The 18,220-nt window shown below is 60.0% G+C and carries 13 protein-coding genes and 1 pseudogene; 6 read left to right on the top strand and 8 right to left on the bottom strand.

Annotated elements, in window-relative coordinates; genetic code table 11:
• Positions 1-234: 234 nt before the first annotated feature.
• From LD28_RS23935 to LD28_RS0120335, 5 genes are all read right to left on the bottom strand, one after another.
• Positions 235-366, bottom strand: a complete 132-nt coding sequence (locus tag LD28_RS23935) for a hypothetical protein (RefSeq protein WP_277619829.1) — start codon at positions 364-366, stop codon at positions 235-237.
• A 62-nt stretch (positions 367-428) separates the two neighbouring features.
• Complete coding sequence (gene pflB, locus LD28_RS0120320) at positions 429-2,711, bottom strand: formate C-acetyltransferase (RefSeq protein WP_033138714.1); 2,283 nt, start codon at positions 2,709-2,711, stop codon at positions 429-431.
• A gap of 46 nt (positions 2,712-2,757) precedes the next feature.
• Positions 2,758-3,606, bottom strand: coding sequence for a formate transporter FocA (gene focA, locus LD28_RS0120325; RefSeq protein WP_033138715.1), 849 nt, complete (start codon positions 3,604-3,606; stop codon positions 2,758-2,760).
• 381 nt (positions 3,607-3,987) lie between these two features.
• Positions 3,988-5,748 carry a 30S ribosomal protein S12 methylthiotransferase accessory factor YcaO gene (gene ycaO / locus LD28_RS0120330; protein ID WP_033138716.1) on the bottom strand — a complete coding sequence of 587 codons (1,761 nt, stop codon included), beginning with the start codon at positions 5,746-5,748 and terminating at the stop codon, positions 3,988-3,990.
• Positions 5,749-5,941: 193 nt separating this feature from the next.
• Positions 5,942-7,375 (bottom strand): glycoside hydrolase family 1 protein, encoded by a 1,434-nt coding sequence (locus LD28_RS0120335; RefSeq protein ID WP_033138717.1) that lies wholly within the window; start codon positions 7,373-7,375, stop codon positions 5,942-5,944.
• 166 nt (positions 7,376-7,541) lie between these two features.
• Between LD28_RS0120335 and LD28_RS0120340 the strand changes: the two genes are divergently transcribed.
• Entirely contained in the window at positions 7,542-8,405 is an 864-nt protein-coding gene (locus LD28_RS0120340; RefSeq protein WP_033138718.1) for a LysR family transcriptional regulator, read from the top strand.
• A 36-nt stretch (positions 8,406-8,441) separates the two neighbouring features.
• On the opposite strand, the gene LD28_RS0120345 is transcribed toward LD28_RS0120340, so the two are convergent.
• Together LD28_RS0120345 and metE are read right to left on the bottom strand one after the other, a co-directional pair.
• Positions 8,442-9,191 carry a substrate-binding periplasmic protein gene (locus LD28_RS0120345; RefSeq protein ID WP_033138719.1) on the bottom strand — a complete coding sequence of 250 codons (750 nt, stop codon included), beginning with the start codon at positions 9,189-9,191 and terminating at the stop codon, positions 8,442-8,444.
• A gap of 190 nt (positions 9,192-9,381) precedes the next feature.
• Positions 9,382-11,646, bottom strand: coding sequence for a 5-methyltetrahydropteroyltriglutamate--homocysteine S-methyltransferase (gene metE / locus LD28_RS0120350; protein ID WP_033138720.1), 2,265 nt, complete (start codon positions 11,644-11,646; stop codon positions 9,382-9,384).
• Positions 11,647-11,946: 300 nt separating this feature from the next.
• On the opposite strand from metE, the gene LD28_RS0120355 reads away from it, so the two are divergent.
• Both LD28_RS0120355 and LD28_RS0120360 read left to right on the top strand, forming a co-directional pair.
• Positions 11,947-12,858, top strand: a complete 912-nt coding sequence (locus LD28_RS0120355; protein ID WP_033138721.1) for a LysR substrate-binding domain-containing protein — start codon at positions 11,947-11,949, stop codon at positions 12,856-12,858.
• Between the two features lie 95 nt (positions 12,859-12,953).
• Positions 12,954-13,856 carry a LysR family transcriptional regulator gene (locus tag LD28_RS0120360; RefSeq protein WP_033138722.1) on the top strand — a complete coding sequence of 301 codons (903 nt, stop codon included), beginning with the start codon at positions 12,954-12,956 and terminating at the stop codon, positions 13,854-13,856.
• A 133-nt stretch (positions 13,857-13,989) separates the two neighbouring features.
• Here LD28_RS0120360 and LD28_RS0120365 read toward each other — a convergent pair.
• Positions 13,990-14,879, bottom strand: a pseudogene (locus tag LD28_RS0120365) (LysR family transcriptional regulator).
• Positions 14,880-14,980: 101 nt separating this feature from the next.
• On the opposite strand from LD28_RS0120365, the gene LD28_RS0120370 reads away from it, so the two are divergent.
• The 3 genes from LD28_RS0120370 to LD28_RS0120380 form a co-directional block, all read left to right on the top strand.
• Positions 14,981-15,619, top strand: a complete 639-nt coding sequence (locus LD28_RS0120370) for an NAD(P)-dependent oxidoreductase (RefSeq protein WP_033138723.1) — start codon at positions 14,981-14,983, stop codon at positions 15,617-15,619.
• A gap of 427 nt (positions 15,620-16,046) precedes the next feature.
• A complete protein-coding gene (locus tag LD28_RS0120375) occupies positions 16,047-17,090 on the top strand; it encodes an isopenicillin N synthase family dioxygenase (RefSeq protein WP_033138724.1) in 1,044 nt (347 codons plus the stop codon).
• Between the two features lie 117 nt (positions 17,091-17,207).
• On the top strand, positions 17,208-18,220 hold a 1,013-nt coding region (locus tag LD28_RS0120380; RefSeq protein ID WP_033138725.1), incomplete at its 3' end, for a trans-sulfuration enzyme family protein.

An 18,220-nucleotide genomic window follows, 5' to 3' on the forward strand; every position in this document is an offset into this window, starting at 1 on the left:
ACTCATAGATGACTCCAAAGAGGCCATTTCCAAACGACTATCCTAGCGAGCAAGGCATATAAGAAAAAGAGGATGATGATAGTTTCCTGAGCAAGATCAATAAATTAATCAATAAGTAGGTAATTCTGACCGCATACCAGAGACTCCGGGCCCTCTGGCATCTTTTCTATTGCTGGGTATTGAGGCAAACCGATTGGAGGTTATTCCCCCTTCCCGCATTGCCACGCAACCCAATCAGATCGGGGTAATGGAGGTGATATGTGCATCCCCGTCCAGTGATTTGAAGATCTGCACCACGGCTTCGCCATGGATCGGGTTGGTGTAATCACCGCCGTATGCCGAGCATCTGCCCTGAATCGCACGCATAAAAAAACCGGCGCCTTGGCGCCGGTTTTTAGTCACTGCGACTCTTGCTTAGCAATAAGCGATTACAGAGAAGCGGTGAAGGTACGGGTGATGACGTCTTGCTGTTGCTCTTTGGTCAAAGAGTTGAAGCGAACGGCATAACCGGATACGCGGATGGTCAACTGCGGATATTTCTCCGGGTTTTCCATGGCGTCCAGCAGCATTTCACGGTTCATCACGTTAACGTTCAGGTGCTGACCACCTTCCAGGTTGGACTCATGGTGGAAGTAACCATCCATCAGGCCAGCCAGGTTGGCTTTCTGGGCTTCCATATCTTTACCCAGTGCATTCGGAACGATGGAGAAGGTATAGGAGATACCATCTTTAGCGTAAGCGAACGGCAGCTTGGCTACGGAAGTCAGGGAAGCAACTGCACCCTTCTGGTCACGACCGTGCATCGGGTTAGCACCCGGGCCGAACGGAGCACCAGCGCGACGGCCATCCGGGGTGTTACCGGTCTTCTTGCCATATACCACGTTAGAGGTGATGGTCAGAACAGACTGGGTAGCAACAGCGCCACGGTAGGTGTTCAGCTTCTGAATTTTCTTCATGAAGCGCTCAACCAGGTCACAGGCGATATCATCAACGCGCTCGTCGTTGTTACCGAACTGCGGGTACTCGCCTTCGATTTCGAAGTCGATGGCTACGCCATCTTCGTCACGGATCGGCTTGACCTTGGCAAACTTGATGGCAGACAGGGAGTCAGCAGCAACAGACAGACCAGCAATACCACACGCCATGGTGCGATATACGTCACGGTCGTGCAGCGCCATCAGAGAGGCTTCGTAGCTGTACTTGTCGTGCATGTAGTGGATGATGTTCAGAGCAGCAACGTACTGCTTGGCCAGCCAATCCATGAAGTGATCCAGACGATCCATCACGTCGTTGTAGTCGAGGTACTCGGAGGTCACCATGTCAGTCTTAGGACCAACCTGGATCTTGAGCTTCTCGTCAATACCGCCGTTGATTGCATACAGCATGGTCTTGGCCAGGTTGGCACGAGCACCGAAGAACTGCATCTGCTTACCAATCACCATCGGGGACACACAGCAAGCGATGGCATAGTCATCGTTGTTGAAGTCCGGACGCATCAGGTCATCGTTCTCGTACTGAACAGAAGAGGTCTCGATGGATACCTTGGCGCAGTACTTCTTGAAGCCGACCGGCAGCTGCTCGGACCACAGGATGGTCAGGTTCGGCTCAGGAGACGGGCCCATGGTGTACAGGGTGTTCAGCATACGGAAGCTGTTCTTGGTGACCAGGGTACGGCCATCAACGCCCATACCAGCCAGGGTCTCGGTCGCCCACATCGGGTCGCCAGAGAACAGTGAATCGTATTCCGGGGTACGCAGGAAGCGAACCATACGCAGCTTCATGACCATGTGGTCCATCAGCTCCTGGGCTTCTTGCTCGGTGATCACGCCTTTCTTCAGGTCACGCTCGATGTACACGTCCAGGAAGCTGGAGGTACGACCGAAGGACATGGCTGCACCGTTCTGGGACTTGACTGCCGCCAGGTAGGCGAAGTAGGTCCACTGTACGGCTTCTTTGGCGTTCTTGGCCGGTACGGAGATATCGCAACCGTACTTGGCAGCCATTACCTTCATCTGTGCCAGGGCACGGTGCTGCTCGGAGATCTCTTCGCGCAGACGGATGGTGGCTTCCAGGTTGACGCCGTTTTCCAGGTCAGCTTGCAGGGACTTGAACTGGGCCAGTTTGTCGGCCATCAGGAAGTCGATACCGTACAGAGCGACACGACGGTAGTCACCGATGATACGGCCACGACCGTAGGCATCCGGCAGACCGGTGATAACACCAGACTTACGGCAGTTCAGGATGTCTTTGGTGTAAACGTCAAACACGCCCTGGTTGTGAGTCTTGCGGTATTCGGTGAAGATCTTCTCGACCATCGGGTCCAGTTGACGACCGTACACTTCGCAAGAAGTTTTAACCATCTTGATACCGCCGTTGGCGATGATGGCGCGCTTCAGCGGCTTGTCAGTCTGCAGACCAACGATCTGCTCCAGGCTCTGATCGATATAACCGGCATCGTGTGCGGTAATGGTGGAGGGCAGGTCAGTATCAAAATCAACCGGCGCATGAGTGCGGTTTTCGATTTTGATCCCTTCCATGACCTTGTCCCACAGCTTGGTGGTCGCTTCGGTCGCGCCAGCCAGGAAGGACTCGTCACCTTCATACGGGGTGTAGTTCTTCTGGATGAAGTCACGGGTGTTGACAGAGGTCTGCCATTCACCGGCCGCGAAGCCTTCCCATGCTTTTTGGAACTGTTCGTTAAGTTCTGCCATTTTTCATTACCTCACACGGTATTGATGTAGTATCCCGCAATCATCCTTAATGATGACGACGGAAGATAAACCAGTAAGTCAGACCAACCATCACGCCACCACCGATGATATTGCCGATGGTAACAGGGATGAGGTTGTGTAGGACGAAGTTGGATACGGTCAGATCAGCAAAGGTTGCCGGGTCCTGGCCGATGGCCTGCCAAAATTCCGGACTAGCCACGCTGTGGATAGCGATACCAACCGGAATCATAAACATGTTTGCGATGCTGTGCTCGAAACCTGATGCAACGAACATGGCAACCGGCAGCAGCATCACCACTACCTTGTCAGTCGCGCTGCGGGCACCAAAGGCCATCCAGGCAGCAAGACATACCATCAGGTTACAGAGGATACCCAGCGCCACCGCTTCGAAGAAGGTGTGGTGAATTTTGTGTTGGGCCACTTTCAGGGCATTGAGACCCCACTGACCATCCGCCGCAGTATATTCCGCCGACATGATGATGAGGGCCACCATCAGCAAACCGCCGATCAGGTTACCGAAGTAGACCAGACCCCAGTTCTTGAGCAACTGAGCCCAGCTGATGCGATTGGCTGCCTTGGCCACCAGCGTCAGGGTGGTGGAGGTGAACAGCTCGGCACCGAGCAGCACACACAGAATAAGGCCGAGAGAGAAGCAGAGACCGCCAACGAGTTTGGCCATGCCCCAGGACATGGAACCGGAACCGGTCGTGACAGTGATGTAGAAGATAAACGCGATGGCGATGAAAGCGCCTGCGGTAATGGCCAGTGGAATGACCTTGTATGCCGGCTTGGTGGCCTTGGCATAAGTGATGTCTTCAGCCAGTGCAGCGATGGCTTCGGGCTTGAGACAATCGAATGGGGATTCAGCTTTCAATTATTTTCTACCTGAATGTTTTGCCTGTTGAAATGATAACAAAGGCCCAAATGGCCAAAATTGACATTGATCAAGTTTATCAGACAGCGAATGTAATTTTACTACAAATATTTTAGTGCAACGGCTGCGCCAGTTTACACCAGGTTTCAGCTGAAACAGAAATGCTATATTTTTAATGCAATGATTTTAAAGAATTTATTCGCATGCATGTAAAGCTGGTATTGGCAAGATATCTTTGCAGCTCGGCAGCACATCCCCTGCCCCTTCATCAACCCCCTTAGGGGTATTTTTTGTTTTTTATTTCATCTTGGAATAAAAATCACCAATCCTACCGCGCGATAAACAGAAGGGGCCACACGGCCCCTCCCTCAACCACAACGGTTACGCCCAGTGGTGGGCGCGCTTGGCTTTTTGCAGCTTCTCGTAGGCCGCCAGCAGCTTCTGATGCTGCGGGAACTGGGAGAGCGACAAGTCGGCCGCCTCCAGCCCGTGGAAGCGCGCTTCGCCACTGGCGTTGGCCCATGCCTGTGCCAGCGTCTCTTCACCATACATACGGGTGAAGACAGCGCGATACTGCTCCGGATCCCGCTCCTCGTCGAGGAACAACTCGACGCAGGCACGCAGGGCGCGGTAGTAGCTGGCTCGCTCGGCGGTGAACACTGACTGGTTGAATTCCATGGTCCAGTCGATGAGATCCAGCGCCGTCTCCAGCTCACCGGCGGCCAGCGCCAGCATGGCTTTGAGCTCGCCCACCCGCAGGGTGTGCAGCGCGGTGCCCTTGGCAGCGGCGATGCCCAGCAGCTCGCGCACACGGGTGCGCTCGTCGTGCCCCTCTTCATCCAGTTGATCAAACAACGCCATATACTGCTCGGCATCCCAATCAAGGGATGGCAGCGCCAGGATCACTTCGCGCAGGTTGGCGCCCATGTTGTTGTTGGCCAACAGCAGATCTTCGGCCGGATAGATGTCTGACATGCCCGGCACCAGAATACGGCAGGCGTAGACCCCCAGATGCTCGTAGTCGGCGATATAGACCGGCTGCTCCAGCTCGTGGAAGATGCCGATCAGGTGGTCGAACTCCTCCTGCGAGGTGCCTCGGAAGTCCCAGTCGGCGAACTCGAAGTCCGCATCCTGCTTGAACAGATCCCAGCTGATAAGGCCCGAAGAGTCGATGAAATGGGTCTCGAGGTTGTGGTGATCCGCCACCTGCTCGTTGTCGAATGAGGGCGGCACGAACACGTCGAGATCTTTGAGACCACGGCCCTGCAGCAGTTCGGTGACGGTACGCTCGAAGGCCACTTCGAAGCGCGGATGGGCACCGAAGGAGGCAAAGCAGGTGCCGTTGCTCGGGTTGAGCAGCACCACGCAGATGACCGGATAGCGGCCACCCAGGGAGGCATCGAAGCTGTAAATCGGGAAACCTTCCGCTTCGAGCGCAGCGATGGAGGCAGCAATTCCCGGGTAACGGGCAATCACTTCGTCCGGGATCAGCGGCAGGCTCAGGGCCTCGGCGATGATCTTGTTCTTCACGTGGCGCTCGAACACCTCGGAGAGCGCCTGGGTACGCGCTTCGGTGCGGGTGTTGCCGGCACTCATGCCGTTGGAAACATAGAGGTTGCCGATGATGTTCATCGGGATGTAGACGGTCTGGTGATCGGACTGGCGCTCGAACGGCAGGGCGACGATACCGCGCTCTTCGTTGTTTGACTGCAGATCCACCAGCATGTCGGCGGTCACTTCACCATCCGGGTTGTAGAACTTGCGGGTGAAGCTGTCGAGCAGACCGGCGGGGAACTGGTCACCCTCGATGGGGAACCACTTCTCGTTCGGGTAGTGAACGAAATCACCGTTGGCTACCTGCTCGCCCAGATAGAAGTCGGCGAAGAAGTAGTTGGTGGAGAGACGCTCGAAATATTCGCCAAGGGCGGAGGCGAGAGCCGCCTTCTTGCTGGCACCCTTACCGTTGGTGAAGCAGAGGGCGCACTCCTTGTCCCGAATATGCACCGACCAGACGTTCGGCACGGGGTTGAGCCAGGAGGCCTCTTCGATATCAAAACCCAAGGCTTGCAGCTTGGTCTGGAAGCGTTCGATGGAGTCTTCCAGCGCCGCGTCCTTGCCGGGAATAAAAGTGTGGTCTGTCATCACGATATCCTGATTTTTATTGGCTCATGTTTGGCCGCAGATAATAGCAGGGGTCGGCGGCTTTGGCAGGACAAAAATCAGTAAACAGGGGGAAGTCGCACGGTGAGAAACGGGCTTGTCCCCTCTCCCCCGCCACAAATAGCGCGGGCCCGGGGATTACCCGGGCCCGCTTGTTACGCGACGCGATAAACCATCAGAGCTTCTTGCCCTGACTGGCGATCACCTGACTGTACCAGTGGAAGCTCGCTTTCTTGATGCGGCGAAGGGAGCCCCCCTGCTCGTCACGCTCCACATAGACGAAGCCGTAGCGCTTCTGATAGCCGTTGAGCCAGCTCAGGATGTCGGTAAAGGACCAGGCGCAGTAGCCGAGCAGCTCGACGCCGTCCTGCATTGCCTCCTGGCACGCCTTGACGTGACTGCGCAGATAATCGATGCGGTACTCATCGTTCACCTTGTCGCCCGCCTCCAGCTTGTCGAACTCGCCAAGGCCGTTCTCGGTGATCATCAGCGGCAAGCCATAACGGGAAGAGAGGCGACGCAGGGCGATGCGCATCCCGGTCGGATCGATGGCCCAGTCCCAGTTGCTGGTCTCAAGGTGTGGGTTGGGCGCCGTCTTGTAGAGGCCGGGAATGCCGCTGGACGGCGTAGTGCCCTTCTTGCCGGTAGTGTTGATCCGCTGCAGGGTCTGACCGCCCAAGGGGTTATCGGTATAGGTCAGGGTGTAGTAGTAGTTGACGCCGATGTAGTCTGGCGTGCCTTCGCGCAGCAGCGCCAAATCGCCCGGCAGGATCTCCGGCGCCTCGCCGTTTTCCCGCAAGTAAGCGAGCGCCGCCTGCGGATAACGGCCAAAGCAGTAGGCATCCAGCCACCAGAGGTTGTTGAACTCCTCGGCGTTCTCGTAAGCCAGCATATCTTTCGGGTCACACGACGCCGGATAGGCAGGGGAATAGGCAAAGCTCGGGCCAATCAAGCCGTTCGGCACATGCTGGCGAAACGCCTTGATCACCCGGGCATTGGCCAGAAAGGCGATGTGGTTGGCGGCAAAGAAGCGCTTGCGATCCTGCACGGCGGGCGGATGGGTGCCGAGCTGATAGGCGTTGGTCAGGTTGTAGTTCTGCTCGTTGAGGGAGACCCAGTACTTCACCTTGCCGGCAAAGCGCTGATAGAGGGTCACGCAGTAGCGCTCGAAATCCTCGATAATGCGTCGGTCTTCCCAGCCGCCGTACTCATCCTGCAGCGCCTGCGGCAGATCCCAGTGGTAAAGGGTCAGCACCGGCTCGATCTGGTGGGCCAAGAGGGTGTCGATCAGCTTCTCGTAGAAAGCCAGACCCGCCTCGTTCACCTCGCCGCGACCGGTGGGGTAGATGCGCGGCCAGCTCACCGAGAAGCGGTAAGCCTTGAGCCCCATCTCGGCCATCAGCGCCACGTCCTCTTCCATGCGGTGGTAGTGATCCACCGCCACATCGCCGTTGCTCCCCTCAAAGGTCTTGCCCGGCAGTTTGGTGAAGAGATCCCACACCGAGGGCCCCTTGCCATCGGCATTCCAGCCCCCCTCCACCTGATAGGCGGCGGAGGCGGCGCCCCACAGAAAATCGCTCGGGAAGTCGTTGAACTTGTGGTGATGCATCTGGTGTTGCTCCTTCTGCGCTGATGGTGTCAGCCATCTTTGATAACTCGGCGCCCCCTGTCGGAGCGCCCGAAATGAATTGGCATAAGCATCCAACACTTCTAAAATTCCGTCCAATGACAAATATGACCACTCAACATTCCCGACAGGAATGAAAGGAGCCCTGATGGAGCTACGGGATCTGAAAGCCTTCGTCACTCTGGGGGAGGTATTGCACTTCGGCCAGGCGGCGGTGCGCCAGCATGTTACCCAGTCGGCCCTCAGCAAGCAGATAAGGCGGCTGGAGGAGGAGCTGGGCGGCGAGCTGTTCGAGCGCAACGCCAGTACCACCCGCCTCACCGGACTGGGCAGGGCGCTGTATGAGGATGCCCGCGCGGTGGTCATCCAGAGCGAGCAGCTCTCGCGCACCGCCCGCGACGTGCTGGCGGGCAACGTTGGCACCCTGCGCATCGGCTTTGGCGTGGCCACCAAGATCCTGGTACCCGCCGCCATCGCCCGTTTTCGCGCCGAGCGGCCACAGGTCACCATCGAGCTCAACGATCTCTCCACCCACCACCAATTGCTGGCGCTCAGTGAAGACAAGCTGGATCTCGGTTTTTGCCGCCTGCCCGCCCCCAAGGGGTGGCACGCCCTGCCGGTGGTCGAGGCCCATTTTGTCGCCGTGCTGCCCGCCAGCTACCGAGAGGTGAGGGAGTTGGCCGATCTGGTGGACAAACCGCTGGCGATCCTGCGCCGGGACAAGGCGCCGTCGTTTTACGATCACCTGATGAACTATCTGGCCCAGAGCGGGCTGCGATTTCGCGATATCCAGTACGTCAACGACTTCGCCGCCGGGGTCGCCACCGCGGCCGCAGAGATCGCCTGGACCCTGGTCCCCTCCTCCACCACCATCGAGCACCCGGATGTGATTACTCTCCCTCTGAGAGATGGGGAAGCGTGCTGGACCATCGGGCTTATTCGCCCGCCCCACAGCAACGGGCCACTGATCGACGCCTTTTGGGCAACCATTGCCGATATGACGCCGAGATAGAGACGCCGCGGACAAACAGCAGATGGAGGCTGCAGATCAACGATAGCGCGCGACGATGCGCGCCAGCTCGCCGCGTTGACGCAACTGTTGCAGGGCCCGGTTGAACTCGGTTATCCGGGTATTGAAGCGGGAGTGTTTGCCAATGCAGAGGTTGAACGGGGTCGAGGCAAGCCGTAGCGGCACCTCGACCACCTGCCCGGATAACCCCAACGTGTTGAGTTTGAAGTACGCCACAAGGGGATCGGTCACCATCAAATCGCCCCGACCCACCGCCAGCATTTTAAAAACTCTATCGACACTTACCGTCTTGTACACACGGAAGCCAACCAGGTTCTCCTTACCCCAGCCGTTGCCCAAATAATCGAGAAAGGTGAAGGTCTTGAGATCGCTCAAGCGTCTGGCACGCTGAAACTCCGCCATCCGGGGGTGACCAATCTGAGTAAATATCGTCATCACCGTCGTGGTGACTGGCTCGTCCACCATCCGGGTATAGGTAAGCCGCTCCTGGGTGGCGACCGTCACGAAGCCATCTGCCTGCGCCATTCGCACCAGTTTTTGGGCCCGTTGCCACGGATAGCCTTCATGGCGCACCCGCAGCCCCATCTGCGCCGCCACCCGATCCATCACATCGATCATCAGCCCACGCATCTTGCCCTGCTCGTCACGCCACGAATATGGGGCAAAGTCGTCAAAGTAGACCATCTTCAACTCGGCCGTTGGCGCCGCCAAAGCACTCTGCCACATCAGCAATCCCCACAGGATTGCGCACCCCATACCGACTCTCATGGCCGCGACTCCATCCACCTCTGCCAACTCTGAGCCTAGTGCAAAGCGGGCGGCGGCAAGGATTCGGAGCCAGTGAAAAAGTGGTCTGCGAAAAAGTGGCCAGCAAAAAAAGAGAGGGGAAGCAGTGGCTTCCCCTCTCTCTTTAGTTTGTCAGCACGCCACCTGATCGATAGCGGCCACGGCATTCTGGTTACGCCAGCTCGGCCCGCAGCGCCCTGGTGGCATTGACCATCACCTTGAGGGCAGCCTCGGTCTCTTCCCAGCCGCGGGTCTTGAGGCCGCAATCCGGGTTGACCCACAACCGCTCGGCCGGGATCTGCTTGGCCGCCTTGCGCAGCAGGCCTTCAATCCAGCTCTGGCTCGGCACGTTCGGCGAGTGGATGTCGTAAACACCCGGGCCAATCTCGTTGGGGTAGTTGAAGCGTTCGAACGCTTCGAGCAGCTGCATCTGGCTGCGGCTGGTCTCGATGGTGATCACGTCCGCATCCAGCGCCGCCACCGCCTCGATGATGAGGTTGAAGTCGCTGTAACACATGTGGGTATGGATCTGGGTGCTATCCGCCACCGGGCTGGCGCTCAGACGGAAGGCGCGCACCGCCCAGTCTAGATAGGCCTGATGATCCTGTTTGCGCAGGGGCAAGCCTTCGCGGATCGCCGGTTCGTCGATCTGGATGATCTTGATGCCAGCGGATTCCAGATCTGCCACCTCGTCGCGAATGGCAAGGCCAATTTGCAGGGCGGACTGCTCGCGGCTCACATCTTCCCTCGGGAAGGACCAGCAGAGGATAGTCACCGGACCGGTCAGCATCCCCTTGACCGGCTTGTCGGTCAGGCTCTGGGCAAACTGGGTCCACGCCAGGGTCATGGGGGTCGGGCGGTCGATGTCACGGGTGATCACCGGCGGCTTGACGCAGCGGGAGCCATAGCTCTGTACCCAACCGAAACGGGTGATGGCAAAGCCATCCAGCAGCTCACCGAAATACTCCACCATGTCGTTGCGCTCGGCCTCGCCGTGCACCAGCACGTCCAGCCCGATCGCCTCCTGACGCGCGATGGCATCGCGGATCTCCCCCTGAATGCCCGCCTCGTAGGCGCTGTCGTCGATGCGACCCGCCCGCCAATCCTGACGCAATACCCGGATCTGCGAGGTCTGCGGGAAGGAGCCGATGGTGGTGGTGGGCAGCAGCGGCAGCTTGAGATCCGAGCGCTGCAACTCGGCCCTGACTGGATAGGGGCTGTGGCGATCAAAGTCACTGTTGGTGAGGCTGGCGAGCCGTGACTGTACCGCTTTCTTGTGCACCCGGCTGTCGGACTCCCGATCGACGATGGGCTGGCTGTAGGCGGTGATTTTGTCGAGCTCGCCCCCATCCAGATACTCTCTGAGCAGCCCCAACTCGAAGCATTTTTGCAGGGCGAAGGCGAACCAGCTGCGGGTCTGGGGATCCAGCTCCTGCTCCAGGGTCAAATCCACCGGGCTGTGCAGCAATGAGCAGGATGAGGCCACCCAAAGCCGCTCGCCGAGTTTGGCTTTCAGTGCCTTCAGGGTCGGCGCCAGCTTGGCCAGATTGGCGCGCCAGACGTTGCGACCATTGATCACCCCGGCGGAGATAACCCACTGGGCTGGCAGGTGCGGCACCAGGGTCTCAAGCTGCTCGGGGGCGGCCACCAGATCCAGATGCAGGCCATCCACCTTCAGGCTGGTGATGATATCGCGCTGATGGGCCACCGAGCCGAAATAGGTGGTGAGCAGCAGCTTGCAGGGACCGCTCAGGCGCTCGTAAGCGTTGAGGTAGGCCAGACGCCACTCGTCCGGCAAGTCCAGCGTCAGCGCCGGCTCGTCGATCTGTACCCACTCCACCCCTTGCGCGGCCAACTTGGCCAGGATCTCCTGATAGACAATCAGCAGGCGATCGAGCAGTTCAAGGCGGGAGAAGCCGCTCTCTTTCTCCTTGCCAAGCCAGAGGTAGGAGACCGGCCCCAGCAGTACCGCCTTGACCGGCAGCCCCAGCGCCTTGGCCTCTTCGACCTCGTCAAACAGCTGGCTCCAGCCCAGCTTGAAGCGCTGGTCACGGCCAAATTCTGGCACCAGATAGTGGTAGTTGGTGTTGAACCATTTGGTCATCTCGGCTGCGGCCGCCGCCGGGCCGGTCGGCGCACGGCCACGGGCCACCCGGAACAGGGTGTCGAGGTCGGTCTCGCCATGACGGTGACGGACAGGCACCGCATCCACCAGCAGGCTGGTGCCAAGCACTTGGTCGTACCAGGCAAAATCTCCCACCGGCAGCAGATTGACCCCGGCGGCATGTTGGGCCTGCCAGTGGCGCTCACGCAGCGCCTTGCCCACGGCCACGAGTTCGGCCTGAGTGGTCTCGCCACGCCAGTAGGATTCGAGGGCAAATTTCAGCTCGCGCTTGGCGCCGATACGGGGGAAGCCCAGGGTGTGTGCGCGTGTCATAGGTTCATTTCCTTATGCTCATTTATCTGATGTGAAACCGGATGATTTAGCCATCCAGATGTTTACACATCCAAAATGACAAGATAAGGTGACGCTGGCTATTGAATCCTCTTCAAGTGGCGCTCAAAGAATCCTCAACTGACTGCTGGTCAGGTTCACCGCGAGGATACAGAGGCCCATTTTACAGGTGCAAGAAGTGCAGGAGTAAGCAGGAAGGATCAAGGGGCACAGGAGGCTAAAAGCCAGGCCACCGCCGACAGCAACGTCAGCGCAACACGGGATACAACAAGGAGCCATCTTATGGCAGTGCCCAGCAATTCAGGGATAGAGATCAAACACTTGAAAACATTGACCGCGCTGGCCGAGCAGGGCTCGCTGGCTGGGGCAGCCCTAACCCTCAATCTCACTCAGTCCGCCCTCTCCCACCAGCTCAAAGAGCTGGAGACCCGCCTCAATCTGGAGCTCTACCTGCGCAAAAGCCGCCCGCTGGTGCTGACCGCGGCAGGCAGCCAGCTGCTCGCCCTCGCCCGTCAGGTGTTACCTGCGCTATCCCAAACCGAGAAACAGCTGCAGGCCTTGCAGAGCGGCGATGCGGGCAGGCTGCATCTGGCGCTCGATTGCCACAGCTGCATCCATTGGCTGCTGCCGCTCTTGCCGGAATTTCGCCGCCAGTGGCCAGGGGTGGATCTGGAGGTGGAGTCGGTACTCGGCTTTGATGCCATCAATGCCCTGCTCGGCGGCCAGCTCGACCTGCTGCTCACCTCCGATGTGCAGGCCCGCGGCGATCTCCACTTCGAGCCGCTGTTTGCCTTCGATCTCACTCTGGTGATGGCGCCGGATCACCCCCTCTGTCATCAGGCGCGGATAGCCCCGGAAGATCTCAAGCCGGAGGTGCTGCTGGTCTACCCGGTGGAGCGCAGCCGCATGGATATCTTCAGCCGCTTTCTGCAACCCGCCGGGGTGGAGCCCGCCCGCTGCAAGCCGGTGGACAACACCTCGGTGATGCTGCAGATGGCCGCCGCCGGGCTCGGGGTCGCCGCCCTGCCGCGCTGGGCCAGCGAGGAGTTTGTCAGACAGGGGATGCTCTGCGCCCGCCCCCTCGGGAGCGGTATTCGTCGCCATATGTATGGCGCAGTGCGGGCCGCCGATCGGGAGCAAGCCTGCCTGCAGAGCCTGTTCGCCCGTATTCGCGACAAGATGGGGGATAGCTGAAGAGAGGAAAAAATCACAGTTCCGACAGGCAATGCTGGCCTGACAAGGAGCAGATCAGTATCCTGACACTTTATTTTTGCTTAACGGTGCCTGCCATGTCTCAAGTCGATCTCAATCTCTTTCGCGTCCTCGATGCCGTGATCCGCTATGGCGGCGTCACCACGGCCGCCGAGATGATGGAGATGACCCCCTCCGCCATCAGTCAGGCCATCAGCCGCCTGGCCGCGCTGGTGGGCGAGCCACTGTTTGTCCGTCAGGGGCGTGGCATCACCCCCACGGCGCGGGCGCTCAGTCTGCACCACGAGATCATGGTGCCGCTGCACGACATGGAGCGCAGCCTGCAGCGCACCGATCTGTTTGATCCCCACACCAGTCGGCGCACCTTCCGCATCGCGGGGGTGCCCGATATCGACATCTTCTTCCTGCCGGAGCTCAACAACCTGCTGCAGACCCTGGCCCCCAACTGCCAGCTGGAGTGGAACACCCAGGTGCAGGACGAAGCCCTGCGCCAGAACAGCCTCTATCTGCACAACGTGGATCTGGTGCTGGCCACCAAACCGATGGCGGAGCAGGGGATCGAAAACGAGCAGATCATGTCCCAGGCCCTGCGTATCGCCTGCCGCAAGGATCACCCCAGGATCCGCCAGGCCCCCGACATGGCCACCTTCTTCAACGAAAAGCACGTGGTCTTGCAGGCCAGGCGGCTCGACAACCTGCTGCTCAACACCCTGACCAAGGCGCCGCTGCCGCCGCGCCAGATTGCCTACGAGAGCGACTCCCTGCTCACGGCCCTTCATCTGGTGAGTCGTACCGACTGGCTCTGCGTCGCCAGCCAGTGGCACATGGAGAAGCTGGGGCAGGCGCTGGAGCTGGCCAGTTATCCCCTCCCCTGGCTCTCGGAGGATTGCCCCGTCTACATGAGTTGGCACAAGAGTTCCAGTCAGGATGCGGGGCTTAATTGGCTCAAAGAGCAGGTGCGGGCCGTCAGTTCGTTTTAAGCAAGCTTAACAGTCCAGCCCACCCATCGACTTATCTGGGCTATCGCTCTTCTGGGCAAGCGGCCTTATGGACAATCCCCCTTAAGGACAATCGGGCGCGCTCTGCCAGCCATGGAGGCGCAGATGGCGCAGATCATGACGACATCGTCGTGCCGAAGTAGCTGCGCAGCGCCTCCACCACCCGCCGCACCTTCTCCGGGATCTCCCGCTGCGGCGTGATGGCGTGGATCTCCATCGGCGCCACCCGAAAACCGGGCAGCAGTTCGAGCAGACGCCCCTGCGCCAGATCCTCGCCAATCTCCCCCTCCGGTTGCAGCGAGATCCCCTGCCCCGCCAGCGCAAACTGGCGCAGGGGCAACACGTTGTTGCAGAGCACCTTGGCCTTGAACCTCACCCTGTGCTCGCCCTCCTTTTCATCGAACAGCAGCAAACCGTTGCCCAACATGTCGCCGCAGAGCCAGTCGTGGGTGGCCAAATCAGCAGGCGTGCGCGGCGTCCCCTTGCGCGCCAGATAGGCGGGGGCGGCGCAGAGCAGCATCCGGGTTTGGCCCAGTTTACGGGCCACCAGGGTCGAGTCGGGCAAAGTGCCGACCCGCAGCGCCACGTCGATCCGCTCGGCAATCAGATCTCGCTTCTCGTCGTCGGCGATGATCTGGATGGTGAGGCCGGGGTGAGCCTGCAACAGCGGCGAGAGGGCCAGTGCCAGCGGCTGGCCCGCCATCCCCACCGGGGCGGTGATCCGCACTTCACCGAGCAGGGCGTCGCGCACCTCCGAGAGGCGCAGCTCGGTTCGCTCAGGGTCTGCTGCAACGCCCGGCACCCTTGCCACACCACCTCTCCCGCTTCGGTCAGGCTGAGGCGACGGGTGGAGCGGTGCAGCAGGGTCAGCCCGAGCAGCCCCTCCAGCTGACTGATATGCTGACTGACGGCGGAGGGGGTCATGCCGAGGGATTTGGCCGCCCCTGTCATGCTGCCCGCCTCCACCACGGCGGCGAAGATGGCGTAACGTCTGAGCTGTTCCATTATTAAATCCAGCTTATAAGTGAATGCATTTTTGAGGTGATTATTAAATCATAACTGGCGGCGTAGGATAGCCCCATTCCAACAGTGAAGGAGAGTTCCCCATGAAGATTGCCCTGATCGGTGCCAGCGGTTTTGTCGGTTCAGCCATCCTGAACGAGGCCGTCAGCCGCGGCCATCACGTCACCGCCATCGTCCGCGATGTCAGCAAGGTGGCCACCCATCCACAGGTCACCGCCGTGGCGGTGGATGCCCAAAACCCGCAGGCATTGGCCGAGGTGCTCAAGGGGCACGATCGGGTGATCAGCGCCTACAACCCGGGCTGGACCACACCAGATATCTACGACCAGTACCTCAAAGGAGCCAATGCCATCGTGGCTGCTGCCGTGCAGGCCAACAGCTGGTTGCTGGTAGTGGGTGGCGCCGGCAGTCTGGAGGTCGCCCCCGGCGTACAACTGGTGGATACCCCTGAGTTCCCGGCCGAGTGGAAACAGGGGGCACTGGCGGCCCGCGACGGTCTCACCGCCCTGCGTCGTGAAACCGCCCTCGACTGGCGCTTTGTCTCTCCCCCGGTGTTCCTGGAGCCGGGCGAGAAGCGTGGCGGCTATCGGATTGGTGGCGATCAAGTGCTCTTTAGTGGCGAACAGCCTGCCGGTATCACCGCCGGTGATCTGGCCGATGGCGTGCTGAACGAGGTGGAAAAACCGGCTCACCTGCGCCAGCGCTTTACCCTGGGTTACTGAAAACCAACAGGCGGTTAAGGCCAGGCATTCGCGGTCACTCGCCTGTGCCCCCGGTCATGTGAACACCCGCTCAACCAGAAGGGAGGCATCCGCCTCCCTTCTGTTTTGGGCTTTTTGGGTTTTGGTCATTTTTGCCGCTGGCAGCTTGCCTCTGGTTGCCCCCTGCGCCCCTCATCATTTCCTCTTTAACCCTCAATCGCTGCGCAAAAACCAACCAGCCCATCAAGCACCGAATTCCATTTCGAATTTTGTATATAACTAAGAATAATTTGTTGTTTCCGTCTTATAACACCGAACAGTAGCATCCCCCTCATTCCAGATGGCGCCACACTGTCGCGCTATCCCGTTTGCCGCTCATCAGGCCAGCCCGCACGAGAGGCAGCAGAAGAGATGGCGCCAGAGATAACGAAAGAGTGAGGAGGTGCACATGGAACATTCACCACTGCCGATCATCGATCTGGCTGCCCTCAACGGGGCGCCCGAGGTGCGTCGCACTATGCTGGCCCGGCTGGCCGCGGCCGCCCGCGACGTCGGCTTTTTCTATCTGACAGGTCACGGGCTGAGTGACGCCGAGCAGCGGGAAACCCTGGCGCTGGCAGAGCGCTTCTTTGCCCTGCCGGAGCAGGAGAAGCTGGCGGTACAGATGGTCAACAGCCCCCACTTTCGCGGCTACAACCGGGTCGGTGCCGAGCTGACCCGCCAGCGGCCGGATCTGCGGGAGCAGTTCGATATCATGAACGAGGCGCAAGCCCTGCCTGCGGCGCAGATCCGTGAACCCTGGCAGCGGTTGATCGGCCCCAACCAGTGGCCAGCTGCCCTGCCAGAAATGAAATCTCACCTGCTGGCGTGGCAGGAGCAGCTGAGCGATATCACCCTCACCCTGCTGGCCGCCTTCGCCGAGGTGCTGGCGCAACCGGCCAACGTGTTTGACGACAGCATCCGCGGCGCCCCCTACCAGCACATGAAGCTGATCCACTACCCAGGGCAAGAGGCGGGCGGCAGCAGTCAGGGGGTCGGCGCCCACAAGGATCCCGGCTACCTGACTCTGGTGATGCAGGACAATCACTCGGGGCTTGAGGTCGAAACGGCCGACGGCTGGATCTCCGCGCCCCCCCTGCCGGGGGCGCTGGTGGTCAATATCGGCGAGCTGCTGGAGCTGGCCTCCAACGGCTATCTCAAGGCGACCCTGCATCGGGTGGTGAGCCCGCCGCCCGGCGTCTCGCGCCTCTCCTGCGCCTTCTTTATGGCGGCGCGGCTCGATGCCACCGTGCCACTGCTCACCCTCTCCCCCAAGCTGGCGGCGCAGGCGCAAGGGCCGGAGAGTGATCCAACCAACCCGCTCTTCTATCAGGTAGGGGAGAACGTGCTCAAGGGGCGGCTGCGCTCCCACCCGGATGTGGCGGCCCGTCACTATGGACCGGTGAAACCCGCTCGCCTCTCGCGCACTGAAAGCGAAACGATACCGGCCTGAACAGCACAGAGATCCGCAGGCGGCGATGTGCATCACAGACAGCATGCATATCCCCGATCTTGCAACGAACAACAAAACAAATCATGGCCAGTGAAGTGGCCATCACGGAGCAACACGATGAAATTCAAAACCATGAGCGTACACAGCGGCCAGCGGATCGACCCACAGACCGGCGCCCTCACCACCCCGCTCTACCAGAGCAGCACCTTCAGCTACTTCAACGCCCAAGCGGGCAAGGAACGCTTCGCAGGTCAAGCCCCCGGCTTTATCTACAGCCGCTTCGGCAACCCCACCACCGCCGAGCTGGAGCAGAAACTGGCAGCCCTAGAAGGTGCCGACGAAGCGCTGGTGGTGGCGAGCGGTATGGCGGCGGTAAGCGCCATCATGTACGCATTGGCCGACAGCGGCGATGAGGTGGCCTATATCGGCCCGCTCTACGGCGGCACCGATGCGTTTCTCAAGCAGACCTTCAGCCGCGCCGGCATCAAGGTCACCGCCTACGAGAGCGATCGGGATCTACTGGCCAACATCCGTCCCGCCACCAAGGTGGTACTGTTCGAAACCCTGACCAACCCCACCCTCAAGGTGGTGGATCCGCGATTGGTGGTGGAAGCGGCCCGCAAGGTGGGCGCCATCACGGTGTGTGACAACACCTTCCTCACCCCCTACCTGCTGCGTCCGCTGGAGCTCGGGGTCGATGTGGTGATGCACAGTGGCACCAAGTATCTGGGTGGCCACGGCGACATCATCGCCGGGGTGGTGGCGGGCTCTCACGCCCTGATGAAGTCCATCCGCACCGTGGCCCTCAAGCATATCGGCTCCCCCATCGGCCCGCAGGAGGCCTACCTGCTGCAGCGCGGGGTCAAGACCCTGCCGCTGCGGATGGATGCCCATCTGCACAATGCGCAGCAGGTGGCCGAGTTTCTGGCCGCCCACCCGGCGGTGAAGAAGGTGATCTACCCGGGCCTTGCCAACCATCCGGGCCACGATGCCCTCGGCGCCTTCGCCAGTGGCTTTGGCGGCATGGTGAGTATTGAACTTGAAGGCGGGTTTGAACGCTGCGCCACCCTGCTCGACAACCTGCAGCTGTTCGTGCAGGCGGTGAGCCTGGGCGATCTGGAGAGTCTGGC

This window comes from Aeromonas finlandensis (assembly GCF_000764645.1).
GTDB lineage: Bacteria > Pseudomonadota > Gammaproteobacteria > Enterobacterales > Aeromonadaceae > Aeromonas > Aeromonas finlandensis.

Coding starts and splice junctions, on each gene's coding strand:
- LD28_RS23935 (WP_277619829.1), bottom strand. CDS start 366: ATGCGTGCGATTCAGGGCAGATGCTCGGCATACGGCGGTGATTACACC.
- pflB (WP_033138714.1), bottom strand. CDS start 2,711: ATGGCAGAACTTAACGAACAGTTCCAAAAAGCATGGGAAGGCTTCGCG.
- ycaO (WP_033138716.1), bottom strand. CDS start 5,748: ATGACAGACCACACTTTTATTCCCGGCAAGGACGCGGCGCTGGAAGAC.
- LD28_RS0120335 (WP_033138717.1), bottom strand. CDS start 7,375: ATGCATCACCACAAGTTCAACGACTTCCCGAGCGATTTTCTGTGGGGC.
- LD28_RS0120340 (WP_033138718.1), top strand. CDS start 7,542: ATGGAGCTACGGGATCTGAAAGCCTTCGTCACTCTGGGGGAGGTATTG.
- LD28_RS0120345 (WP_033138719.1), bottom strand. CDS start 9,191: ATGAGAGTCGGTATGGGGTGCGCAATCCTGTGGGGATTGCTGATGTGG.
- metE (WP_033138720.1), bottom strand. CDS start 11,646: ATGACACGCGCACACACCCTGGGCTTCCCCCGTATCGGCGCCAAGCGC.
- LD28_RS0120355 (WP_033138721.1), top strand. CDS start 11,947: ATGGCAGTGCCCAGCAATTCAGGGATAGAGATCAAACACTTGAAAACA.
- LD28_RS0120360 (WP_033138722.1), top strand. CDS start 12,954: ATGTCTCAAGTCGATCTCAATCTCTTTCGCGTCCTCGATGCCGTGATC.
- LD28_RS0120370 (WP_033138723.1), top strand. CDS start 14,981: ATGAAGATTGCCCTGATCGGTGCCAGCGGTTTTGTCGGTTCAGCCATC.
- LD28_RS0120375 (WP_033138724.1), top strand. CDS start 16,047: ATGGAACATTCACCACTGCCGATCATCGATCTGGCTGCCCTCAACGGG.